This is a genomic window from Actinomycetospora rhizophila (genome assembly GCF_042657905.1).
GTDB lineage: Bacteria > Actinomycetota > Actinomycetes > Mycobacteriales > Pseudonocardiaceae > Actinomycetospora > Actinomycetospora rhizophila.
On sequence record NZ_JBHSKG010000022.1, the window covers coordinates 39,698 to 59,248 of the forward strand.

The window sequence follows — 19,551 nt, forward strand, 5'->3', positions numbered from 1 at the left end:
GGCACAGATGACGATGTACACGACCAGCTGGTGCGGCTTCTGCCGTCGACTGAAGACGCAGCTCGACCGCGAGGGCATCGGCTACGACGAGGTGGACATCGAGCGCGAGCCCGAGGCCGCCGAGATCGTCACCAAGGTCAACGGCGGCAACCGCACCGTGCCGACCGTCGTCTACCCCGACGGCAGCGCGGCCACCAACCCGAGCTTCGCCGAGGTCAAGGAGACCCTGGCCCGCGTCGAGGCCGCGTCCTGACGTCGCGAACGGGGACTTCGGACGCGTAGAGGCAGCGAACAGCACGTTCGCTGCGTACACCCGGGCCGCTAGCCGGCGGCGGCCCACGCCTCGAGCATCGCGCGGGCGATGGACACGCCGCCGGGGAGGATGAGCTCGCGCCCGCTGCCCGCCTCGAAGTTCGTCCCACCCACGCCGGCGGCGCCCCGGGGGGCGCCGTCACGGTGTGACCAGGCGCCGGCGTCGAGGGCGCTCTGCAGGTCGGCGCGGGTCACCCAGCGGGCGTTCTCGATCTCGCCCTCCTGCAGCTTGAGCGGCTGCGCGGGGTCGGCGACGGCCGCGAACCCGATCATGAGCGAACGCGGGAACGGCCACGGCTGCGAGCCGAGGTACGAGATCGTGTGGACGTCCACGCCGACCTCCTCCGCGCACTCGCGGGCCACGCACGCCTCGAGCGACTCGCCGGCCTCCACGAACCCGGCGAGCACCGAGTAGCGCCCCTCCGGCCAGATCGGCTGGCGCGCGAGCAGCACTTGATCAGCTCCGTCGTGCACCAGGCAGATCATCGACGCGTCGGTGCGCGGGTACTCCTCGTGCGCGTGCGCGCGGCACAGCTGCGCCCAGCCCGCCTTGATCGTGTCCATCTCCGATCCGTCGCGGGCGCAGAACCGCGCGCGGTCGTGCCAGTTGAGCAGCGACACCGCGGTGGTCAGGAGCCCGGCGCTGCGCGCGTCGAGGTCGGCCCCGGAGCTGCGCAGGTCGGTCCAGTTCTCGTGGTCGGGGCTGCCGCCGGCGCGCGACCACTGCTCCGCGGTCATGAACCCCGAGCCCGCGTCGTTGCCGTGCGCCTCCGAGGGGTCGGGGACGCGAACCGCCCAGAACGCGGTGCCCCGCTCCTCGCCCAGCAGCACCGCCCCGGTAGGGATGTCGTCCCCGAGCATCGTGGTCGGCGCGAACGCGAGCGACATCGTCCCGTCGGCGCCGCGGTCGACCGGCGTGCGGCCGTGCGGGTCGACGCGCACCACCCGCGCGTCGGGCCACAGCGCCCGGGCGTGGTCCGGGTCGACGCGCAGCTGCTCGCGGCGGTCGACCGTCGAGCGCGAGAGCGAGGGGTCGGCGTCCAGGTGGAACGCGGCGCGCAGGTCGGGGCCGGCGGTGCCGGTCACGGGACCTCCACCCCGCCGAGCGCCCGCAGCCCGTCGGCGGTGCGGGCGGCGTCGGCGACGACCACGCCGGTGAAGTTCGTGGGCGCGAAGAACTCGGCCGCGGCGGCCGCGACCTCGTCGACGGTGACCGCCTCCACCCGGGCGGGGTGCTCGCGGATCCAGCCGGCCCCCAGACCGTGGGCGGCGAGCGAGGCGACCGTGGACGCGTAGCCCGCCTGGGTCGTCATCGAGATCAGCAGCGAGCCGACGAGGTAGCGCCGCGCCGACTCGACCTCGTCGGCCGACGGCGGCACCACCACGAGGCGCCCGAGCTCGTAGCGCGCCTCGAGCAGGGCGGGCGCGGTGACCTCGGAGGCGACGTCGGTCTCGACGAGCAGGGCGGCGCCGTGCGGGTCGAGCTCCAGGCTCGACGACGCGTGGTAGGTGTAGCCCTTGTCCTCGCGCAGGTTCTCCACCAGGCGCGACGAGAAGTAGCCGCCGAGCGACAGGTTCGCCAGCTGCAGCGCGGCGTAGCGCGGGTCGGTACGGCCCACCGCCGGCGCGGAGAGACGCAGCTGCGACTGCACCGAGCCCGGCCGGTCGACCAGCAGCAGGTCGCGGGCGGTCAGCGCGGGCAGCGCCCGCATCCCCGCCGCGTCGCCGCCCGTCCAGTCGGCGAGCGCCGACTCGACGCGGCGCACGGCGTCGGTGGGGTCGAGGTCGCCGACGAGCACCAGCACGGCGCCGCCCGGGCGCAGCGCCGAGGCCTGCAGCGCGCGCACCGCGTCGGCCGACACCGCGGACACCTCCTCCGGGCGCGGCATCTCCCGCGTCACCGGGTGGGTGCCGTAGCGGCGCTCCTGCAGCGCCCGCCGGGCGATGATTGAGGGCTGCGCCGACGCCATCTCGATGCGCTCGACGAGGCGGTCGCGCTCGCGGGCCAGCTCGTCGTCCGGGTGGGTCGCGTGCAGCAGGAGGTCGGCGAGCACCTGGAGCAGCGTGTCGAGGCCCTCGGCGAGCGCGTGCCCGGACACCGCGAGGCGCTCCGGGTCGACCGCGAACCCGATCTCGCCGCCGACCCCGGCCAGGTCGTCGTCGATGCCGACGCGACTGCGGCGCTGCGTGCCGGAGAGGATCGTCGTGGCGAGCAGCTCGGCGACCGCGGGGTGGTCGGAGCCCTCCACACCGCTGACGTCGGCGAACGGCACGCGCAGGCGCACCTCGACCATCGGCACCTCGGCGCGGCGCACCGCGATCACCCGCAGGCCGGAGCCGAGGACGGTGTCGATCTCGTCGGGGGCGGGGACGGCGCGCTGCGGGCGCAGGGGCGGCAGCGGGCGGGGTCCGGTGGGCGTGCTGCCGATCTCCTCGGCGCTGCGGCGGGTGGGCGCGCTCATGCGGCACCCCCCGGCGTGACCGTGAGGACGGCGCGGGCGTCGGGGCGCAGCGTGCCCGCGGCCGCGGCGACGGCCTCCGGCGTGATCGCGGCGATCCGTCCGGGCAGCTCGTCGGCGAGCTCGGCGCGGCCCTGGACCAGCTCGGCGGCCCCGAGGGCGAGCATGCGGCTCATCAGCCGGTCGTGCTCCCGGTGCAGCGAGGACGCCCACCGCGCGGTGACGCGGCGCAGCTCCTCGGGGTCGGGGCCCCCGGCGGCGAGGCCGGCGAGCTCGTCGTCGACCGCGGCGATGATCCGGTCCGGGTCGACCGAGGCCGGGTGCACCGCGGTGACGGTGAACGTGTCGGGGTCGCGCGCGTCGAGCGGCGCGCCCATCAGCCCGCAGGAGGCCGAGACGTCGGTGACGAGCGCGTCGCCGTACACGAGGCGCTGGGTCAGCCGGGCCGCCTCGCCGTCGGTGAGCAGGCTCGCCAGCACCGCGTGCGCGAGGTAGGCGTCGAGGTCGGCGTGCGGGTCGGGCAGGCGGTGGCCGAGCGCGAGCGCGGGCAGCGGGGCGTGGGCGTCGGTGACGTCCTCGCGCCGCACCCCGTCCGGTGGCGGTTCGGCGAAGCTCGGGCGCGCGGGGACGGCGCGGGCGGGGATGTCGCCGAAGTGCTTCTCGACCAGCGTGGCCGCCTCGTCGGGGTCGAGGTCGCCGACCACGGTGAGCACGGCGTTGCCCGGCGCGTAGTAGGCGTCGAAGAACGCGGCGGCGTCGTCGAGGTCGGCCTGCTCGAGGTCGGTGAAGTCCCCGTAGCCGTTGTGGGCGTTGGGGTAGGTGTCGTAGAGCACCGGCGGCAGCAGGATCCAGGGGAACCCGCCGTAGGGCCGGTTGAGCACGTTGAGGCGGATCTCCTCCTTGACCACGTCGACCTGGTTGCGCAGGTTCTCCTGCGTCAGGCGCGGGGCGCGCAGGCGGTCGGCCTCGAGGAAGAGCGCGCGCTCGAGCGCCGCGGAGGGCAGGACCTCGAAGTAGTTCGTGTAGTCCTGGTGCGTCGAGCCGTTGAACACCCCGCCCGACGACTGGACGTGCCGGAAGTGGGCGAGCTTCTCCAGGCTCTCCGAGCCCTGGAACATGAGGTGCTCGAAGAGGTGCGCGAACCCCGTCCGCCCCTCGGGCTCGGAGCGGAAGCCGACGTCGACGTGGACGGCGACGCCGACCACGGGGGCCGCCGGGTCGGGCACGAGGAGCACCCGCAGCCCGTTGTCGAGCACGCGGCGGTGCAGCCCGCGGTCGGCGCTGTCGGCCCGGCCCGGTGCGGTCACGCTGGAGGTCACATGGTCCAACCTAATCGCGGTGCGGACCGGCGGCCGGACGGCGCGGCCCGGCGGCCGCGCCGCGGCCGCGGGAGCGCCCGGTGCGCGACGGGCTGCCCGCCTTCTGGCGGCGCCCGACGTCGAGGGCGGCGGGGCGTCCGGCGCGCGCGGAGCGCCCGGGACGCGAGGCCGGGCGGTGGGTCGTGCGGCGGGCCGCGGCCGGGCGCGGGGTCGTGCTCGCGCTCGTGGTCGTCACGGTGCGGACGGCCCGGCGCGGGACCGCGGGCGCGGGCCGGCGGGCGCGCTCGCGCACGACGGCGACGAGCAGCGCGGCCATCCCGAGCCCGGCGACCCCGGTGAGCATGATCGCGAGCCGGCCCGTCAGCGGGGACTCGGCGGGCTCGGTGGCCGACAGCGCGGCGGACGACCCGGTGCCGAGCACCCGCGCGGGCACGCCCTCGGCCGGCTCGGTGCCGACGAACGCCATCCGCACCTGCAGGCGGGTGCCGACGGTGGTGCCGCAGCCGTCGAGCGGCATCAGCCGCCGCCCGGCCGGGCCGTCGACGGCGATCGTGTCGTGCGGGTCGTCCCCGAGGCACGAGGCGGTGGCGACGACCGTCGCCGGGCCGACCGTCTCGACGGCGGCCGGCGTGGCGTCGGCCCCCGCGTCCGGTCCCCCGCTGCGGGCGCCGACGGGGAACGCGGCGAGGATCAGCCAGAGGGCGACGCCGGCACCGATCGCGAGCGCGAGCAGCACGCCGAGCACCGGGCGCCGACGCGATGATCGACGCGCGGCGGGGCGCCCACCCCGCACCAGGTGGGAACGATCCAGATCCGTCTTCGCCGCGGTTCCCGTGAACGACACGGGCGGGATTCAAACAGCCCCCGCCGTCGCACGATCGAGGTATCCACCACACCACCGATCCGGGGTCTGCTACGGCGTTCCGGTCACGCCGGCCCACCGCGCGTCGCCGCCCGCCCCCGGCCGGGGGCACCGGAGAGCGACGACGCCGGGACCTTGAGGCCGCCGTGCGGGTGATCTCCGGATCCGGCGCGACACGCGGACCCGGCCGTCACACGATCAGGCGAAGGCGTCGACGCCGGTGCGCTCCGCGGAGACGGCCCAGAGGCGCGCGGCAGCCTCGGGGTCGACGGCGTAGTCGCGGACGCCGCCCGGGGCGCCCTCGCCGACGAGCTCGGCGACGTCGCAGTCCTCGAGGTAGAGCCCGCCGAGCCCGGCGAGCTGCGGCGAGGTGGCCGCCCAGACCTCGGTGGCCGCGCCGGCCTGCGGCGACTTGAAGTTCGCCGCCGCCTGCGCCGTCGGGCGGCCGTCCTCGTCGACCCAGCCCAGGCCGACCATCTCCTCGCGCGGCAGGTGGCGCTGCAGCGGGGTGAGGATGCCGCCGGGGTGCAGCGCGAACGCGCGGACCCCCTGGCCCGCGCCGAGGGCGTCGAGCTGCACGGCGAACAGGACGTTGGCGGTCTTCGCCTGGCCGTACGCGCGCCACTTGTCGTAGGGCTCGGCACGCCAGTCGAGGTCGTCGAACCGCACGGGCGAGCGGTGGTGCCCGCGCGAGGACACCGACACGACCCGCGCGTCGCGTCCCCGGGCGATGGCCGGCCACAGGCGGTTGACCAGCGCGAAGTGGCCGAGGTGGTTGGTGGCGAACTGCGCCTCCCACCCGGGGCCGACGCGGGTCTCGGGCGTCGCCATGATCCCGGCATTGTCGATCATCATGTCGATCGCGCGGCCGGAGGCGAGGAAGCGCTCGGCGAACGCGGCCACGCTGTCCAGGTCGCCGAGGTCGAGGGCGTCGGTCTCGACGCGGTCCAGGCCGTCGAGGGCCTCCTTCGCGGCGTCCGGACGCCGGGCCGGGACGACCACGTGCGCGCCGGCGGCCGACAGCGCGCGCGTCGCCTCCAGCCCGAGCCCCGAGTAGCCGCCGGTCACGACGGCGAGGCGGCCGGTGAGGTCGATGCCGTCCAGGACCTCGGCGGCGGTGGTGCGCGTTCCGAAGCCGGAGCCGATCGGGTGCTGTGCTGCTGCGGTCACGCGATCGACGCTAGGACTTCGAGCGCGCTCTAGGTCAAACCCCGCTCGCCCAGCAGTCGCCACAGGTGCGCCGTCGCCTCGGCGCCCGCGAGCAGCAGCGGCACGACGGCGCGCTCGTCGGGGGCGTGGATGCGGTCCGAGGGCAGCATGACCCCGAGGAACGCGAGCGGGGCGGCGAGCTCGGTGGACAGCAGCGCCTCGGGGCCGCTGCCGCCCTCGCGGGCGGGCAGCACCTCGGCGCCCAGCGCGGCCCCCATGGCCTCGCGGATCGTCGTCACCAGGGTGGAGTCGACGTCGCAGATCAGCGGCGGCACCCCGGGGCCGCCGGCGATGACCTCGCTCTCGATGCCGGGCGGGGTGTGCGCCGCGACGAAGGCGCGGACGCCGTCGAGCACACGGGCCGGGTCCTGGTCGGCGACCAGCCGGAACGTCAGCTTGGCGGTCGCCGAGTGCGGGACGATCGTCTTGTGCCCGGGACCGCCGTAGCCCCCGTGCAGCCCGTTGACCTCCGCGGTCGGGCGGGCCCAGAGCCGCTCGTAGGTGCTCCAGCCCGCCTCGCCCGCGGTGGCGCGGGCGCCGGCGGCGGAGTGCGCGAGCCACGCCGGCTCGTCGAAGGGCAGCGCGGCCCAGGCGGCGCGCTCCCGCTCGGTCGGCAGGCGGACGTCGTCGTAGAACCCGGGCACCTGCACGCGGCCCTGGTCGTCGTGCAGCGCGGCGACGAGCCGGGCGAGCTCGGTGACGGGGTTGGGCACGGCGCCGCCGAACTGCCCGGAGTGCAGGTCCACCGAGGCGCCGCGGAAGACGATCTCGGTGTCGACCATGCCGCGCATGCCGGTGCAGACCGTCGGCGCGTCCCGGCCGACCATCCCGGTGTCGGTGACGACGATCGCGTCGCAGGCCAGCGCGTCGTGGTGCGCGGCGAGCAGGGACGCGAGGTGCGCCGAGCCGGACTCCTCCTCGCCCTCGGCCAGGAGCTTGAGGTGCACGGCGGGCCCGTCGGCGCCGGTCGCCGCGAGGTGCGCGGCGACCCCGAGGCGCACCATCGCGAGGTGGCCCTTGTCGTCGGAGGCGCCGCGCCCGCGCAGCTCCTCGCCCACGACCTCCGGGTCGAACGGCTGATGAGACCAGCCGTCGGCGAGGTCGGCGGGCTGGACGTCGTGGTGGCCGTAGACGAGCACGGTCGGCGCGCCCGGATCGGCGGCCGGCCAGGACGCGAAAACCGCGGGCAGGGCGTCGGTGTCGTCCCACACCTCGACCTGCGGCCAGCCCTCGGCGCGCAGCCGCTCCGCCAGCCACGCCGCCGAGCGCGCCACGTCGTCGTGGTGGCCGGGGTCGGCCGAGATCGACGGGATGCGCAGCCACTCCTGGAGATCGGCGACGAAGGCCTCGGCGCGGGCGCTGACGGCGGCGTTCTCGGTGCTGGTCACCCGACAGACGCTACTGCGCGGCGGGGGACGATCTCCCCGCGCCGGACCCAGGCCACGATGCCGAGCAGGACGCCCAGGATCACCGGCGTGTACCAGAGGCCCTCGGACAGGAAGAACAGCTGTGCGCCGGTGGCACCGACCATCAGGGCCACGAGGCACGCGGCGGCGAGCCCGGCGAGGCGGGGCACCAGCAGGCCGATGCCGCCGGCGACCTCGAGGACGCCCACGACGACGCGCAGCCACTGCCCGGTGCCCAGGTCCTCGAAGATCTGCACCGCGTAGGCCTCCCCGAACAGCTTCGGGGCACCGGACCCGACGATGAACATCAGCCCGAGCAGGATCTGCAGCGTCCACAGGGCGACCGTGGCGGGGCGGGTGCGCGTGGGGGCGGTCGCGGTGGTCATCTGTCCTCCTGGTGCCGGGGTGGTGGGAGCAGTGTGGGCGCCGCGATAGTCCTACGTCAATACTTGATGATTGCTCTTTCGTACTTCCGTTCCGCGGGCTGATCGGCTTCGCTGGCCCCGTGACGCCCGCAGGCTGGACACCCCCTCCGGAGTTCACGACACGACCGGTGCTCGAGGGCACGGTCGGGATGGCCGCGGCGACGCACTGGGCGGCCGCGGCGACCGCGATGGGCGTGCTGGAGCGCGGCGGCACCGCGTTCGACGCCGCCGTGGCGGGCGCGTTCGTCCTGCACGTCACCGAGCCCCACCTCAACGGCCCGGGCGGCGACATGACCGCCATGTTCGCGACGGCCGACGACCCGACCCCGCGGGTGCTCGACGGGCAGGGCCCGGCCCCGGCCGGCGCGTCCGCGGCCGCGTACCGGGCGGAGGGTCTGGACCGCGTGCCGGGCTCGGGGGCGCTGGCGGCCGCGATCCCGGGCGCGGTCGACGCCTGGTTGCTCCTGCTGCGCGACCACGGCACCTGGGAGGTCGGCGACGTCCTCGCGCCCGCGATCGGCTACGCCCGCGACGGGGTCCCCGCGGTCCCCCGCGTGGCGTCGACCATCGCAGGAGTCGCCGACCTCTTCCGCGAGCACTGGCCGACCTCGGCCGCGCTGTGGCTGCCCGGCGGCCGGGTGCCCCGGGCCGGCGACGTCCTCCGCAACCCCGACTGGGCCGACACCCTCGAGCGGCTCGTCGCCGCCGCGCAGGGACCCGACCGGGAGGCCCGCGTCGACGCGGTGCGCACCGTGTGGGGCGAGGGGTTCGTCGCGCAGGCGGCGGCCGCGTCGTGCCGCACACCCCACCGGCACGCCTCGGGCACCGACCACGCCGGGGTGCTGACCGTCGCCGACACGGCGGGCTACCGGGCCCGGGTGTGCGACGCGGCCGTCGGCGAGTTCCGCGGGCGGCGGATCGCGAAGACCCCGGCGTGGGGCCAGGGCCCGGCGCTGCTCGCCGCCCTCGCGGTGCTCGACGGGTTCGACGACGCCGACCTCGACCCCGCCGGCGACCCGGGCGCGCACCTCGTCCTCGAGGCGGTGAAGCTCGCGCACGCCGACCGGGAGGCGTGGTTCGGCGAGTCGGCGGACCTCCTCGACGTCGCCGACCTCCTCGCCCCGCACTACGTCGCGCAGCGCCGCGCGCTCATCACCGACGTCGCCTCATCCGACCTGGCCCCCGGGCGCCTCGGGGGCCGCGACCCGGTGCTCGCCGACCTCGCGGTGGCCGGCGCGGGCGACGTCCCCGGCACCGCCGACGGCACCATCGGCGAGCCGACCGTCACCCTCGCCGGCGAGACGAAGGGCGACACCTGCCACCTCGACGTCGTCGACCGCGCCGGCAACATCGTCTCCGCGACCCCGTCCGGCGGGTGGCTGCAGTCGTCCCCGACGATCCCCGGGCTCGGGTTCGCGCTGGGCACCCGGCTGCAGATGACCTGGCTGCAGGAGGGCCTGCCCTCCACGCTCACGCCGGGGCGCAAGCCGCGCACCACCCTGACGCCGACCCTGGTGCTCGACGACGACGGCCCGGTCGCCGCGCTCGGCACCCCCGGCGGCGACCAGCAGGACCAGTGGCAGCTGCTCTACCTGCTGCGCACGCTCGTCGGCGGCTACGACCCGCAGCAGGCCATCGACGCGCCCGCCCTGCACACGACGTCGTCGCCCAGCTCGTTCTGGCCGCGGGGGCGGGTGCCCGGGGGCGCCGTGGTCGAGGACCGGATGCCGGCCGCGGTCGTCGCCGGGCTGGAACGTCGCGGCCACCGGGTGGCGCGCAGCGGGCCGTGGTCGCTGGGGCGGCTCTCGGCGGTCGGCATCGACCGGCGCCGCGGGCTGCGGTGGGCCGCGGCGAACCCGCGCGGGATGCAGGGCTACGCGGTCGGGCGCTGATCGCCCGGCTCTGCCAGGGTGCGGATCATGACCCGCTCCCCGGCACCCTCTCGACGGGTCGAGCTCCGCTCCGCTCCGTCTCCCGCGACCGTGCTCGCCGGCGGCCTGCTCACGATGGGCGTGCTGCACGGCGTCGCGCCGGCACCCTTCGACACCATCGTCCCGCCGTGGCTGCCCGGCCCGGCGCGGTCGTGGACCTACGCGAGCGGCGTCGCCGAGCTCGCGGTCGGCGCGGCGGTCGCCGCGCCGCGGACCCGGCGCCTCGGCGCGCTCGCGGCGGCGGCCCTGTTCGTGGCGGTGTTCCCGGCGAACGTGCAGATGGCGTGGGACTGGCGGCGGCGCTCCTGGCCCTGGCGCGCGGTGGCGTTCGGGCGCCTGCCGCTGCAGCTGCCGATGATCGCCCACGCGCTCCGGGTGCACCGCGAGGCCGGCTGACGCCGGCCCCGCGGGCACCCACCCCGACTCCCCCCGCGTCTCAGACCCCCAGGCGCACGGCGCCCAGCACGCCGTGCGGGTCGACCCGGCGGCGCACCGCCTCGATGCGCCGGCGCTCCACCGGGCTCCACGCCAGCTCCGGACGCGCGGCGACGGCGTACGGGTTGACCCAGTTCAGGCCGGTGCGCGACGCCGCCCACGGCGTCAGCGCCTCGACGACGCCGCGCGCCACCGCGGGCACGACCTCGCGCAGCGCGGGCACGAGCGGCCCGACGACGCCGACCATGAACCGGGCGTCGCGCGGCGCGAGGCCCCGGGTGCCCCGCTCAGCGGCGCCCGCGAGGTGCCGCAGCTCGACGAGGATCAGCGGGATCTCCTGCTGCGGCCCGGCGGCGGCGAGCACCGCGTCGACGGCGTCGGCGTCGAGGTCGGCCAGGAAGCACCCGTCGGCCCAGAACGGCATCGGGTCGGTCGGGTCCATGTGGACCGCGTCGATCGCGGCGTAGGACATCTCGTCGACGGTGTCCATCACGGGGGTCGCGACCGCCCGCATCGGCCCCAGCAGCGCCCGCCCCTCGTCGGCGCTGCCCAGGTGTGCCACGCGCAGGTGCGCGAGGGTGCGGCCGCGCAGCGGTGCCGGGACGGACTCGACGTCCGGCGCCCGCAGGATCGCCACCGAGGTCGTCATCTCCTCGGGCAGCGTCGGCGCCCACTCCTGCCAGGCGCGCAGCACGGCGGGGATGTCGGCGGCCCCCCACATCAGGCCGCCGCCGTACATCCGCGGGACCTCGATCAGCGCGAACTCGAGCTCGGCGACGATGCCGACGGCGTCCTTCCCGCCCAGCACCACGTCGAAGAGCTCAGGGTCGGACGCCGCGGTGACGTCGCGGATCTCGCCGTCGCCGGTGACCACCCGCACGCGGCGCACGCGGTCGCTCGCGTAGCCGTACTTCCGCACGAACGGCCCGACACCGCCGCCGGTGGTGTAGCCGGCGATGCCGACGTCGGTCGACGACCCGTTGAGCCCGGCGAGCCCGTACGGAGCCGCCGCCTCGACCAGCCGCGCCCACTTCACGCCCGCCCCCACGGTCGCGCGGCGGGTCGCGGGCTCCACGTGCACCCGGTCCATGCGGCGGGTGGTGATCGCCAGGGTGCCGCGCTGGGCGAGGTCGCCGTGGCCGGTGGCCAGGACCCCGACGCGCACGCCCTGCCCGGCGGCCCAGCGCACGGCCGCGGCGATGTCCTCCGCGCTCGTCGCGCCGACCACCGCGAGCGGCGCGTGCTCGAGGGCGAGGTTGAACCCGGCGAGCTCGGTCACCAGCCCCACGTCGTCCGGCCCGAACACCGGGCCCGTGACGGCACCGCGCAGAGCCGCGAGCGCCGCGTCGGTGGCGAGCGCCGCCCCCGGGACACCCAGCTCCGTCATGGCCACCCTCCGTGGTCGAACATCGTCCCCGTCCGGATGTTCGACGGTAGCCAGCTACCGAGAGTGCAACAAGAGCGGTTATCGTGCTCCTGTCGTCACAGCGCGTGCCCGCGAGTCGTCACTCGGGGTTGCCACGCGGGCGGATGGTGGCGTGGGGCAGCGCGGGCGCGGGCAGGCGGGCGGCCGCGCCGGTACGCCCGTCGCGACCGACGTAGCCGTCGACCCCGCCGAACCGCTCCCCCGCCTCCCACGCCGCGCGGAATGCCACGATCTCGTCGTGGCTGCGGGCGACGAAGTTCCACCACATGACGATCTGCTCGCCGAACGGCGGGCCGCCGAGCAGCACGAGACGGGCGGGCTCCTCACCGGCGGTGATCTCGAGGGTGGACGGCCCCGGGCGCGCGTAGCCGAGCTCGCCGGGCGCGAGGGGCCGGCCCCGGAACCGCACGCGGCCGCGGTCGACGAGCAGGCCGTGCTCGAAGGTCGCGTCGACCGCCAGCTCGACCCGCGCGCCGGGCGCGAGCAGCAGCTCCGCGCCGAGCAGCGGGGTCGCGGTGGCGACCGGGGAGCTCGACCCGGCCAGCGTCCCGAGGAAGACGCGGGCGGTGCCGCCGTCCAGCGCGACCGGCTCGGGGGCGTGGTGGGCGAAGTCCCGCGGCCCGTCGCGGGCCTCCTCGGGCAGCGCCACCCAGAGCTGCACCCCGTGCAGGACGGTCGTGCCGGGGGTGCTGACCTCGGAGTGCGCGATGCCGTGCCCCGCGGTCATGAGGTTGAGCTCGCCGGGGCGCACGAGGGCGTGGACGCCGTGGCTGTCGCGGTGCTCGACCTCGCCGGTGAACAGCCAGCTCACCGTCGCGAGCCCGGTGTGCGGGTGCGGCGGGACGTCCATGCCCCCGGTGGCCGCGGTGTCGTCGGGGCCGTAGTGGTCGACGAAGCACCAGGCGCCGATCAGCGACCGCCGGCGCTGCGGCAGCGTGCGGCGCACCGTCATCGCCCGCGGCCCGCCCAGCGGCACCGCGCGGGGCGTCAGGACCTCGACCTCGGACGTCGGCCCCGGCGTGCCCACGACCTCGGGCGGGGCCACCTCGGTGTTGCTCACCCCTCGATGATGCCCGCGCTCAGCGCGGGTCGAGGTCGACGTCGGGGGGCGGGCCGTCGTCGCGGTCGGGGTCGGCGTCACCGTCGTACGGCGAGGCGGCGACCGGTGGCGGCTCCGGGTCGCCCTCGGGGGCGCGTTCCTCCTCGGGGACGGCGGCGACGAGGGCGCGCAGGCCGGCGGCGTCGAGCAGGTCGGCAGGGCTCACGGTCCGGTCGTGGCGCACGTAGTGCAGCTTTGCCCGGACGAGCTCGATCGGGAGGCCCGACAGCGACGACCACGCCAGTCGGTAGGCCGCCAGCTGCACCGCCAGCGCCGGGAGGGCCTCGTCGCGCGGCAGCCCACCGGTCTTCCAGTCGACGACGGTCGCGCCCCCGTCGGGGTCGGCGAACACGGCGTCGATGCGGCCGCGGACCAGCGTGCCCGCGACCTCGGTCTCGAACGGCACCTCGACCGCGATCGGCGTCCGGGTCGCCCACCGGCTGGCGGTGAACCGCTCCCGCAGCTCGGCGGCGTCCGCGGCCCCGGCGGGGTCGGCGGCGGCGTCGGCGTCCTCGTCGGCGGCGCCGGGGAGCTCGTCGAACGCGAGCAGCTCCGTGGCGGAGAACCAGCGCTCCAGCCAGGCGTGGAACTCGGTGCCCCGGCGCGCGCGGGGGTCGGGCGGGCGCGGCACCGGGCGGCGCAGGCGGCGGGCCAGCGCGCCCGGGTCGGCGGCGAGGTCGACGAGCTGGCTCACCGAGAGCTGCGGGGGCAGCAGCACGCGCGCGTGGCGGTCGCGGGCGGCGGCGCGCTCGGCGAGCAGGACCTCGATGTCGGCGGCCCAGCCCTCGGGGTCGTCCCCGCCCGGTGGCTCCGGCCGCGCCCGGGCGGCGCGGACCAGCGCCGCGCCCTCGTCCACCGCCGCGCGCCGGGCGCCGAGCGGGTCGATCGGCCAGGCCGCCTCGTGCACCGCCTCGGCCATCGGGTTGGCGGCGCCCTCCTCGGGCGGCTCGGTCCAGACGTCGACGACCCCGCCGCGCCCGGTCGCGACCAGCTCGCCCACCTCGCCGAGCAGCTCGGAGGGCCCGCGCGGGGTGTCGCCGGTCTCGCCCCACCAGTGCCCGGAGACCAGCAGGGTGCGCTCGGAGCGGGTGAGCGCCACGTAGAACAGCCGCCGCTCCTCGACGAGCCGGCGGTCGTCGAAGGTCCGCTCGTGGGCGTCGAGCCGCTCCTGGATCTCCTTGCGGTCGGCGGCGTCGTCGAGGTCGAGCTCGGGGAGGTCGGGGCGGTCGCCGCGCAGGTCGACCGGCAGCGAGGCCACCGACGTCAGCCACGACCCCGAGCGCTTCGAGGCCGGGAACACCTTGTCGACGATGTGCGGCAGCGCCACCAGCTCCCATTCGAGCCCCTTGGCGGCGTGCACCGTCAGCACCTGCACGCGCGTGCCGCCGGTGGCCGGGTCGGCAACGTCGACCTCGCCGGGCGTCAGCCCGTCCTCGGCGTCCTCGGCGGCGTCGAGGTAGGCGAGCAGGGCGGTGACCGTCGCCGTGCCGCCGGAGGCCGCCGCGCCGGAGGAGAAGTCGGCGACCACCTCGGCGAACGCGTCGAGGTGCGCCCGCCCGGTGGGCCCCGGCCGCGCCGCGGTCTCGACGTCGAGCAGCAGCACGCGCTCCACGTCGGCGACGAGGTCGACCAGCGGGGCGGTGACCCGCCGGCGCAGCATGCTCAGTTCGTGCGCGAGGTGGCGGAGGCGCTCGTACCCGGCGGCCGAGTAGCGCGCCGCCGGGCCCGGGTCGTCGAGCGCGTCGACCAGCCCGGCGCGCTCGGCGTGCTCGCCGGGCAGGGCGGCGGCGACGGGGTCGGGCACGGCGTCACTGACGGTCGGTCCGTGGTCGGCGGGCGCGGTCAGCTCGCGCGCCCGGCGCCACAGGGCGGCGAGGTCGGCGCCGCCGATGCGCCAGCGTGCGCCCGTGAGCAGCCGGACCGCGGCCCCGCCGGCGAGCGGGTCGACCACCAGGCGCAGGGCCGACACCACGTCGCGGACCTCGGGCTCGTCGAGCAGCCCGCCCAGCCCGACCACCTCGACGGGCAGGTCGCGGGCGCGCATCGCCGCGGCCAGCGCGCTCATGTCGGCGCGGCGGCGCACCAGCACCGCGGAGGTCGGCGGCTCGGTGCCGGCGTCGGCGGCGGCGCGCCAGCGGTCGGCGATCGCGTCGGCGACCCACCTGCGCTCGGACTCGACGTCGGTGTGCAGCGCGACCCGCACGTCCCCCGCGGGCGCGCCGGGCCGGGGCCGCAGCTCGTCGACCGGGACGCCCGACGCCCGCAGGGGCTCGGCGACGCCGTTGGCCAGCGCGAGGACCTCGGGCGGGTTGCGGAAGCTCGTCAGCAGGCCGTGGCGGGCGGCGGCGACCGTGTCACCGTCCGGGGCGACCCGCGGGAAGTCCGTGACGAAGCGCGGGAGGTTGGCCGCGCTCGCCCCGCGCCACCCGTAGATCGACTGGAAGGGGTCGCCGACCGCGGTGACCGTGGTGTCGCCGTCCCCGCCGGCGAACAGCGAGCGCAGCAGGACGCGCTGGGCGTGCCCGGTGTCCTGGTACTCGTCGAGCAGCACCGCGCGGAACGCCGCGCGCTCGGCCTCGCCGACCTCCTCGTGCCCCTCGGCGAGGCGCGCGGCGGCGGCCATCTGGTCGGCGAAGTCGAGGCAGCGCTCGGCGCGCTTGCGCTCGGCGAGCTCCTCGACCAGCGGCAGCAGCGCGGCGCGGAAGCGCTGGGCGGCGACCTTGTTCGCGAGCGTCTGCGGCAGCGCCGCCTTCTGCCCCTTGGCGCGCGGGGCGTCCTCGACCGCACGGGCGAAGCGCTCCGCGTGGACCCGCAGGGACTCCGCGTCGGCGAGGTGCTCGCCGAGCTCGCCCGCCAGGGCCTGGACCAGCGCGGTGACGGTGGCCGGCACCCGGTCGGTGTCGAGGTCGGCCGCCCAGGTGGACACGATGCGGTGGGCGAGCTGCCAGGACGCGGTGGGCGAGAGCAGCCGGGCGCCCGGGTCGACGGGCAGGCGCAGGCCGTGCTCGGTGAGCAGGCGGCCCGCGTAGGCGTGGTAGGTCGAGATCGTCGGCTCGCCGGCACGGGCGGCGAGGCGCCGCTCGCCAGTCGGGTCGAGCTCGTCGAGCAGGGGCGAGCTGCCCAGCACGCGCAGCCGGCGGCGGACCCGGTCGGCGAGCTGCCCGGCGGCCTTGCGCGTGAAGGTCAGGCCCAGCACCTGCTCGGGGCGCACCAGGCCGTTGGCCACCAGCCACACCACGCGCGCGGCCATCGTCTCGGTCTTGCCCGACCCCGCGCCGGCGGTGACCAGCGCGGGCTCCCACCGCGCGCCGATCACCCCGGCCTGCTCCTCGGTGGGCCGGCGCAGGCCGAGGCGCTCGGCGAGCTCGACGGGGTCGATGAGTTCCGGTGGCGCCACGACCGTCACGGGACCTGCCTCCCCGAGACGTGCACCGGGCAGGCGGTGCGCACCGGGCAGCGGGGGCACGCGTCGTTCTCGCGCCCGACGAAGCGCGGGCCCTCGGTGGCGCGGGCGGCGGCGCTGACGTGATCTCTCCACTCGGCCAGGCCCTCGTCGTCGAGCGGTTCCTGGGCACGCTCCTTGGCCGCCCCGCCGGTCCGCGAGAGGTAGACCAGCCGCGCCCCGCCCGGCGTGCTGCGCGCCGCGGTGCGGTCGGGGCCGGCGAGGGTCTCGGCGAACGCCCCGAGCGCGGTGGCGAGCTGGTACACCGCGAGCTGCGGATGCGCCTCGGCGTCGGCCTTCGAGATCGGGGTCTTGCCGGTCTTCACGTCGATGATCACCGGGCGGCCGTGGGTGTCGATCTCGAGGCGGTCGACCCGCCCGCGCACCCGGACGCCCTCGGCCACATCGACCTCCAGGGCCCGCTCGACCGCGGCCTCGGTGAGCTGGGCGCGCGTCTGGTCGCGCCAGGTGAGGAAGCTCGCGAGCATCCGGCGGGTGTTGGCGAGCTCGCGCCGCGAGAACCACGGGGCGCCCGCGTCGACCGACGCCCACGCCACGTCGAGGGCCTCGGCGAGCTCGCGGGCGTCGGCGCCCTCGGCCGCGCGCTGGACCAGGGCGTGCACGAGCGACCCGGTGACCGAGGCGAGCGTGTCGCCGTCGTCGCCGCCGTGGGTCTGCAGCGCCCAGCGCAGCGGGCAGGTCAGGATCGTCTCGACCGCGCTGGGGCTGACCGCGACGGGGCCGGGCGGGCGCAGCGGCGCCTCGGTGGACGGGGCGAGCAGGCCGTACCACTCGTCGGGGTCGGCGCCCGGCACGCCGGCGTCGGCGAGGCGCGCGAGGCCCGCCGCGGCCCGCTCGCGCTGCCGGGGGGCGGCGTCGGGGTCGGTGACCGCGCGGCGCAGCTCGCCGACCAGCTCGGCGAGGACCAGCGCGCGCCCGGGCCGGCTGCGCGGGCGATTGGCCTCCGCCGGGTCGTCGGTGACAGGCCCGCCGTCGACGTCGTCGAGGAAGCGTGAGGGCGTGACGTCCTCGGCCTCCACGGCGCTGACGTGGACCGCGCGCCGGGCCCGCGAGAGCGCGACCGCGAACAGCCGGCGCTCCTCGGCGAGCAGCGGGGCCTGCGCGGAGACCGCGGGGTCGTCGGGGACGCCGGCCGCGACGTCGACGAGCCGCTCGACCCCGAGCAGCGTGCCGCGGCGCCGCAGGTCGGGCCAGACGCCCTCCTGCACGTCGGGGATCACGACGACGTCCCACTCGCGTCCCCGCGAGGCGTGCGCGGTGAGCAGGGCGACGGCCTCGCCGTCGGGGGCGCGGGGCGCGAGGGTGTCGGCGCGGATCCGCTGGTCGTCGGCCTGCGCGACGAAGCCGGCGACGGTGCCGCCGGGCAGGTCCTCGACGAACCGGGCGGCGCGCTCGACGAGGGCGACGACGGCGTCGAGGTCGCGGTCGGCCTGCGCACCCGTGACCCCGCCGCGCTCGCTGGCCGCGACCCAGCGCTTCTGCAGGCCGCTGCGGTCCCACACCGCCCACAGCACGTCGGGCACCGAGGCCTCGTCGTCGATGGCCGTCGCGGCCGCCGTGAGGAGCTCGCCGACCCGGCCCAGCGGCGCGGCCTCCGACGGGCTGAGCAGCGCGAGCGGGTTCTTCTCCCGGTGCACGTGGTCGAGCAGGGCGTCGACGATGAGCGCGTCGCTCGGGGTGTCGGCCGCGCCGCCGCCCGCCTCGTGCCGGCGCAGCAGCCCGCGGCGCAGGCGGCGCACGGCCAGGGGGTCGGCCCCGCCCAGTGGCGAGGAGAGCAGGGTGAGCGCGGTGTCGGCGTCGAGACGCTGGGGGTCGGCCGCGCAGCGCAGGACGGTGAGCAGCGGGGCGACGGCGGGCAGGGCGGCGAGCGGGGTGTCGTCGGCGGGGACGGCGAGCGGCACGCCGGCGGCGAGCAGGGCGCGGCGCAGCGGCGCGAGGGACAGCGACACGCTGCGGACGAGCACGGCCATGCGCGACCACGGCACGCCGTCGGTGAGGTGGGCGCGGCGCAGGCGGTCGGCGACCGCGGCGGCCTGGCGCCCGGCCGTGGCGTAGACGTCGACGGTGACGCGGCCGGGGTCGTCGCCTTCTCCTGCGGTCGGCGCCCGGCGGGTGCGCCCCGGGCCGGCGCCGGGCAGGGCGGCGACGACCCGGGCGACGGCGTCGCGCAGCGCGGGGCGGCTGCGGTGGTCGACGGGCAGGACGACGGTGGCGAGGCCGCCGGGGTCGGCGTCGCGCAGCAGGGCCGGGTCGGCGCCGCGGAAACCCAGCACCGAGGAGTCGGGGTCGCCGGCCAGCACCCAGTCGTCGGCGGCGGCGCCGAGCGCTCGCGCGAGCTCGACCTGCTGGGGGTCCATGTCCTGGACGTCGTCGACCACGAGGTGGCGCACCGCGGCCCGCTCGGCCTCGAGCAGATCGGGGTCGGTGACGAAGGCGTCGAGCACGGCGGCGACCAGCTCCGCGGCGTCGAGCGGCGGCGCGGAGGCCAGCGGGTTGGCCGAGCCCGCCGCCGCGCGCAGCAGCGTGACCTCCTCGTAGGTGCGGTAGAAGCGCCCGGCCGCGATCCAGGCGGGCACGCCGTGGCGCTTGCCGAGGTCGGCGAGCTCCTTGGGCCCGAGGCCGCGCTCGGCGGCTCGGAGCAGGAGATCGCGCACCTCGCCGGCGAAGGCGGGCGCCTCGAGCGCGGGGCGCATGCGCAGCGGCCAGCCCGACGGCACCCCGGCGCCCGCGACCTCGCCGGCGAGCAGCTCGCGCACCATCGCGTCCTGCTGGGCGCCGGGCAGCAGGCGCGGCGGCGCCTCGCCCCGGCGCTCGGCGTGGCGGCGCAGGACGGCGAACGCGTAGGAGTGGACGCTGCGCACGAGGGGCTCGGCGACGGCCCGCGCCCGCTGCTCGCCGTCGTCGAGGGCGCGCCGGCGGGCGGCGATGCGCTCGCGCAGGGCCGCCGCCGCCCGCCGGTCGCCGACCAGCACGAGCGGGCGCGCGTCGGGCTCGGCGTGGAGCAGGCGGGCCACCCGCTCGGCGAGCAGCGTGGTCTTGCCCGTGCCGGGCCCGCCGAGCACGCGCAGGAAGCCCGCGTCGTGCTCGATCACCCGCCGCGCGGCGTCGTCGAGCACCAGCTCGCCCGGCACCCACGCCGCGGCGCGGCGGAGCTCGGGGGCGCGGTCGGCGCTCGTCGGCAGGCTCACGCCCATCACTTCACCAC

The 19,551-nt window shown here is 77.3% G+C and carries 14 protein-coding genes; 3 read left to right on the forward strand and 11 right to left on the reverse strand.

The genetic code is table 11. The annotated features are described in order from the left end of the window. The first annotated feature begins 7 nt into the window (after nucleotides 1-7). On the forward strand, nucleotides 8-253 hold the full coding sequence (locus ACFPK1_RS28790; protein ID WP_378024439.1) for a mycoredoxin: 246 nt from the start codon (nucleotides 8-10) through the stop codon (nucleotides 251-253). Between the two features lie 68 nt (nucleotides 254-321). Here ACFPK1_RS28790 and nudC read toward each other — a convergent pair whose 3' ends face one another. The 7 genes from nudC to ACFPK1_RS28825 form a co-directional block, all read right to left on the reverse strand. After that, nucleotides 322-1,398: an NAD(+) diphosphatase gene (gene nudC, locus ACFPK1_RS28795; RefSeq protein WP_378024382.1), complete on the reverse strand. Its 1,077-nt coding sequence runs from the start codon at nucleotides 1,396-1,398 to the stop codon at nucleotides 322-324. Beyond that, entirely contained in the window at nucleotides 1,395-2,774 is a 1,380-nt protein-coding gene (locus ACFPK1_RS28800) for a M16 family metallopeptidase (RefSeq protein WP_378024383.1), read from the reverse strand. Before ACFPK1_RS28800 ends, nudC begins: the two co-directional genes overlap by 4 nt. Beyond that, nucleotides 2,771-4,090, reverse strand: coding sequence for a M16 family metallopeptidase (locus tag ACFPK1_RS28805; RefSeq protein ID WP_378024384.1), 1,320 nt, complete (start codon nucleotides 4,088-4,090; stop codon nucleotides 2,771-2,773). The genes ACFPK1_RS28800 and ACFPK1_RS28805 overlap by 4 nt, the downstream gene beginning before the upstream one ends. A gap of 10 nt (nucleotides 4,091-4,100) precedes the next feature. Next, complete coding sequence (locus ACFPK1_RS28810; RefSeq protein ID WP_378024385.1) at nucleotides 4,101-4,826, reverse strand: hypothetical protein; 726 nt, start codon at nucleotides 4,824-4,826, stop codon at nucleotides 4,101-4,103. Between the two features lie 324 nt (nucleotides 4,827-5,150). Further along, nucleotides 5,151-6,122 (reverse strand): SDR family NAD(P)-dependent oxidoreductase, encoded by a 972-nt coding sequence (locus ACFPK1_RS28815; protein ID WP_378024386.1) that lies wholly within the window; start codon nucleotides 6,120-6,122, stop codon nucleotides 5,151-5,153. Between the two features lie 29 nt (nucleotides 6,123-6,151). Beyond that, on the reverse strand, nucleotides 6,152-7,549 hold the full coding sequence (locus tag ACFPK1_RS28820; protein WP_378024387.1) for a M20/M25/M40 family metallo-hydrolase: 1,398 nt from the start codon (nucleotides 7,547-7,549) through the stop codon (nucleotides 6,152-6,154). Then, nucleotides 7,546-7,953 carry a DoxX family protein gene (locus ACFPK1_RS28825; protein WP_378024388.1) on the reverse strand — a complete coding sequence of 136 codons (408 nt, stop codon included), beginning with the start codon at nucleotides 7,951-7,953 and terminating at the stop codon, nucleotides 7,546-7,548. The genes ACFPK1_RS28820 and ACFPK1_RS28825 overlap by 4 nt, the downstream gene beginning before the upstream one ends. Nucleotides 7,954-8,141: 188 nt before the next feature. Here ACFPK1_RS28825 and ACFPK1_RS28830 point away from each other — a divergent pair, with 188 nt between their 5' ends. Together ACFPK1_RS28830 and ACFPK1_RS28835 are read left to right on the forward strand one after the other, a co-directional pair. After that, on the forward strand, nucleotides 8,142-9,884 hold the full coding sequence (locus tag ACFPK1_RS28830; protein ID WP_378024440.1) for a gamma-glutamyltransferase family protein: 1,743 nt from the start codon (nucleotides 8,142-8,144) through the stop codon (nucleotides 9,882-9,884). Between the two features lie 27 nt (nucleotides 9,885-9,911). Further along, the gene (locus tag ACFPK1_RS28835; RefSeq protein WP_378024389.1) at nucleotides 9,912-10,319 is read left to right on the forward strand and encodes a DoxX family protein; all 408 of its coding nucleotides are present in this window, start codon (nucleotides 9,912-9,914) and stop codon (nucleotides 10,317-10,319) included. A gap of 40 nt (nucleotides 10,320-10,359) precedes the next feature. Here the strand turns inward: ACFPK1_RS28835 and ACFPK1_RS28840 are convergent, their stop codons facing one another. From ACFPK1_RS28840 to ACFPK1_RS28855, 4 genes are all read right to left on the reverse strand, one after another. After that, on the reverse strand, nucleotides 10,360-11,745 hold the full coding sequence (locus ACFPK1_RS28840) for an FAD-binding oxidoreductase (protein WP_378024390.1): 1,386 nt from the start codon (nucleotides 11,743-11,745) through the stop codon (nucleotides 10,360-10,362). A gap of 118 nt (nucleotides 11,746-11,863) precedes the next feature. Continuing rightward, a complete protein-coding gene (locus tag ACFPK1_RS28845; protein ID WP_378024391.1) occupies nucleotides 11,864-12,844 on the reverse strand; it encodes a pirin family protein in 981 nt (326 codons plus the stop codon). A gap of 19 nt (nucleotides 12,845-12,863) precedes the next feature. Continuing rightward, nucleotides 12,864-16,289 carry an ATP-dependent helicase gene (locus tag ACFPK1_RS28850; protein ID WP_378024392.1) on the reverse strand — a complete coding sequence of 1,142 codons (3,426 nt, stop codon included), beginning with the start codon at nucleotides 16,287-16,289 and terminating at the stop codon, nucleotides 12,864-12,866. Then, complete coding sequence (locus ACFPK1_RS28855; protein ID WP_378024393.1) at nucleotides 16,286-19,540, reverse strand: ATP-dependent helicase; 3,255 nt, start codon at nucleotides 19,538-19,540, stop codon at nucleotides 16,286-16,288. Before ACFPK1_RS28855 ends, ACFPK1_RS28850 begins: the two co-directional genes overlap by 4 nt. Nucleotides 19,541-19,551: the final 11 nt, after the last annotated feature.

Excerpts from the sequence above, each read along its gene's own strand:
- ACFPK1_RS28830 (WP_378024440.1), top strand. The coding sequence starts at position 8,142 with ATGGCCGCGGCGACGCACTGGGCGGCCGCGGCGACCGCGATGGGCGTG.
- ACFPK1_RS28855 (WP_378024393.1), bottom strand. The coding sequence starts at position 19,540 with ATGGGCGTGAGCCTGCCGACGAGCGCCGACCGCGCCCCCGAGCTCCGC.
- ACFPK1_RS28825 (WP_378024388.1), bottom strand. The coding sequence starts at position 7,953 with ATGACCACCGCGACCGCCCCCACGCGCACCCGCCCCGCCACGGTCGCC.
- ACFPK1_RS28800 (WP_378024383.1), bottom strand. The coding sequence starts at position 2,774 with ATGAGCGCGCCCACCCGCCGCAGCGCCGAGGAGATCGGCAGCACGCCC.
- ACFPK1_RS28835 (WP_378024389.1), top strand. The coding sequence starts at position 9,912 with ATGACCCGCTCCCCGGCACCCTCTCGACGGGTCGAGCTCCGCTCCGCT.
- ACFPK1_RS28840 (WP_378024390.1), bottom strand. The coding sequence starts at position 11,745 with ATGACGGAGCTGGGTGTCCCGGGGGCGGCGCTCGCCACCGACGCGGCG.
- ACFPK1_RS28790 (WP_378024439.1), top strand. The coding sequence starts at position 8 with ATGACGATGTACACGACCAGCTGGTGCGGCTTCTGCCGTCGACTGAAG.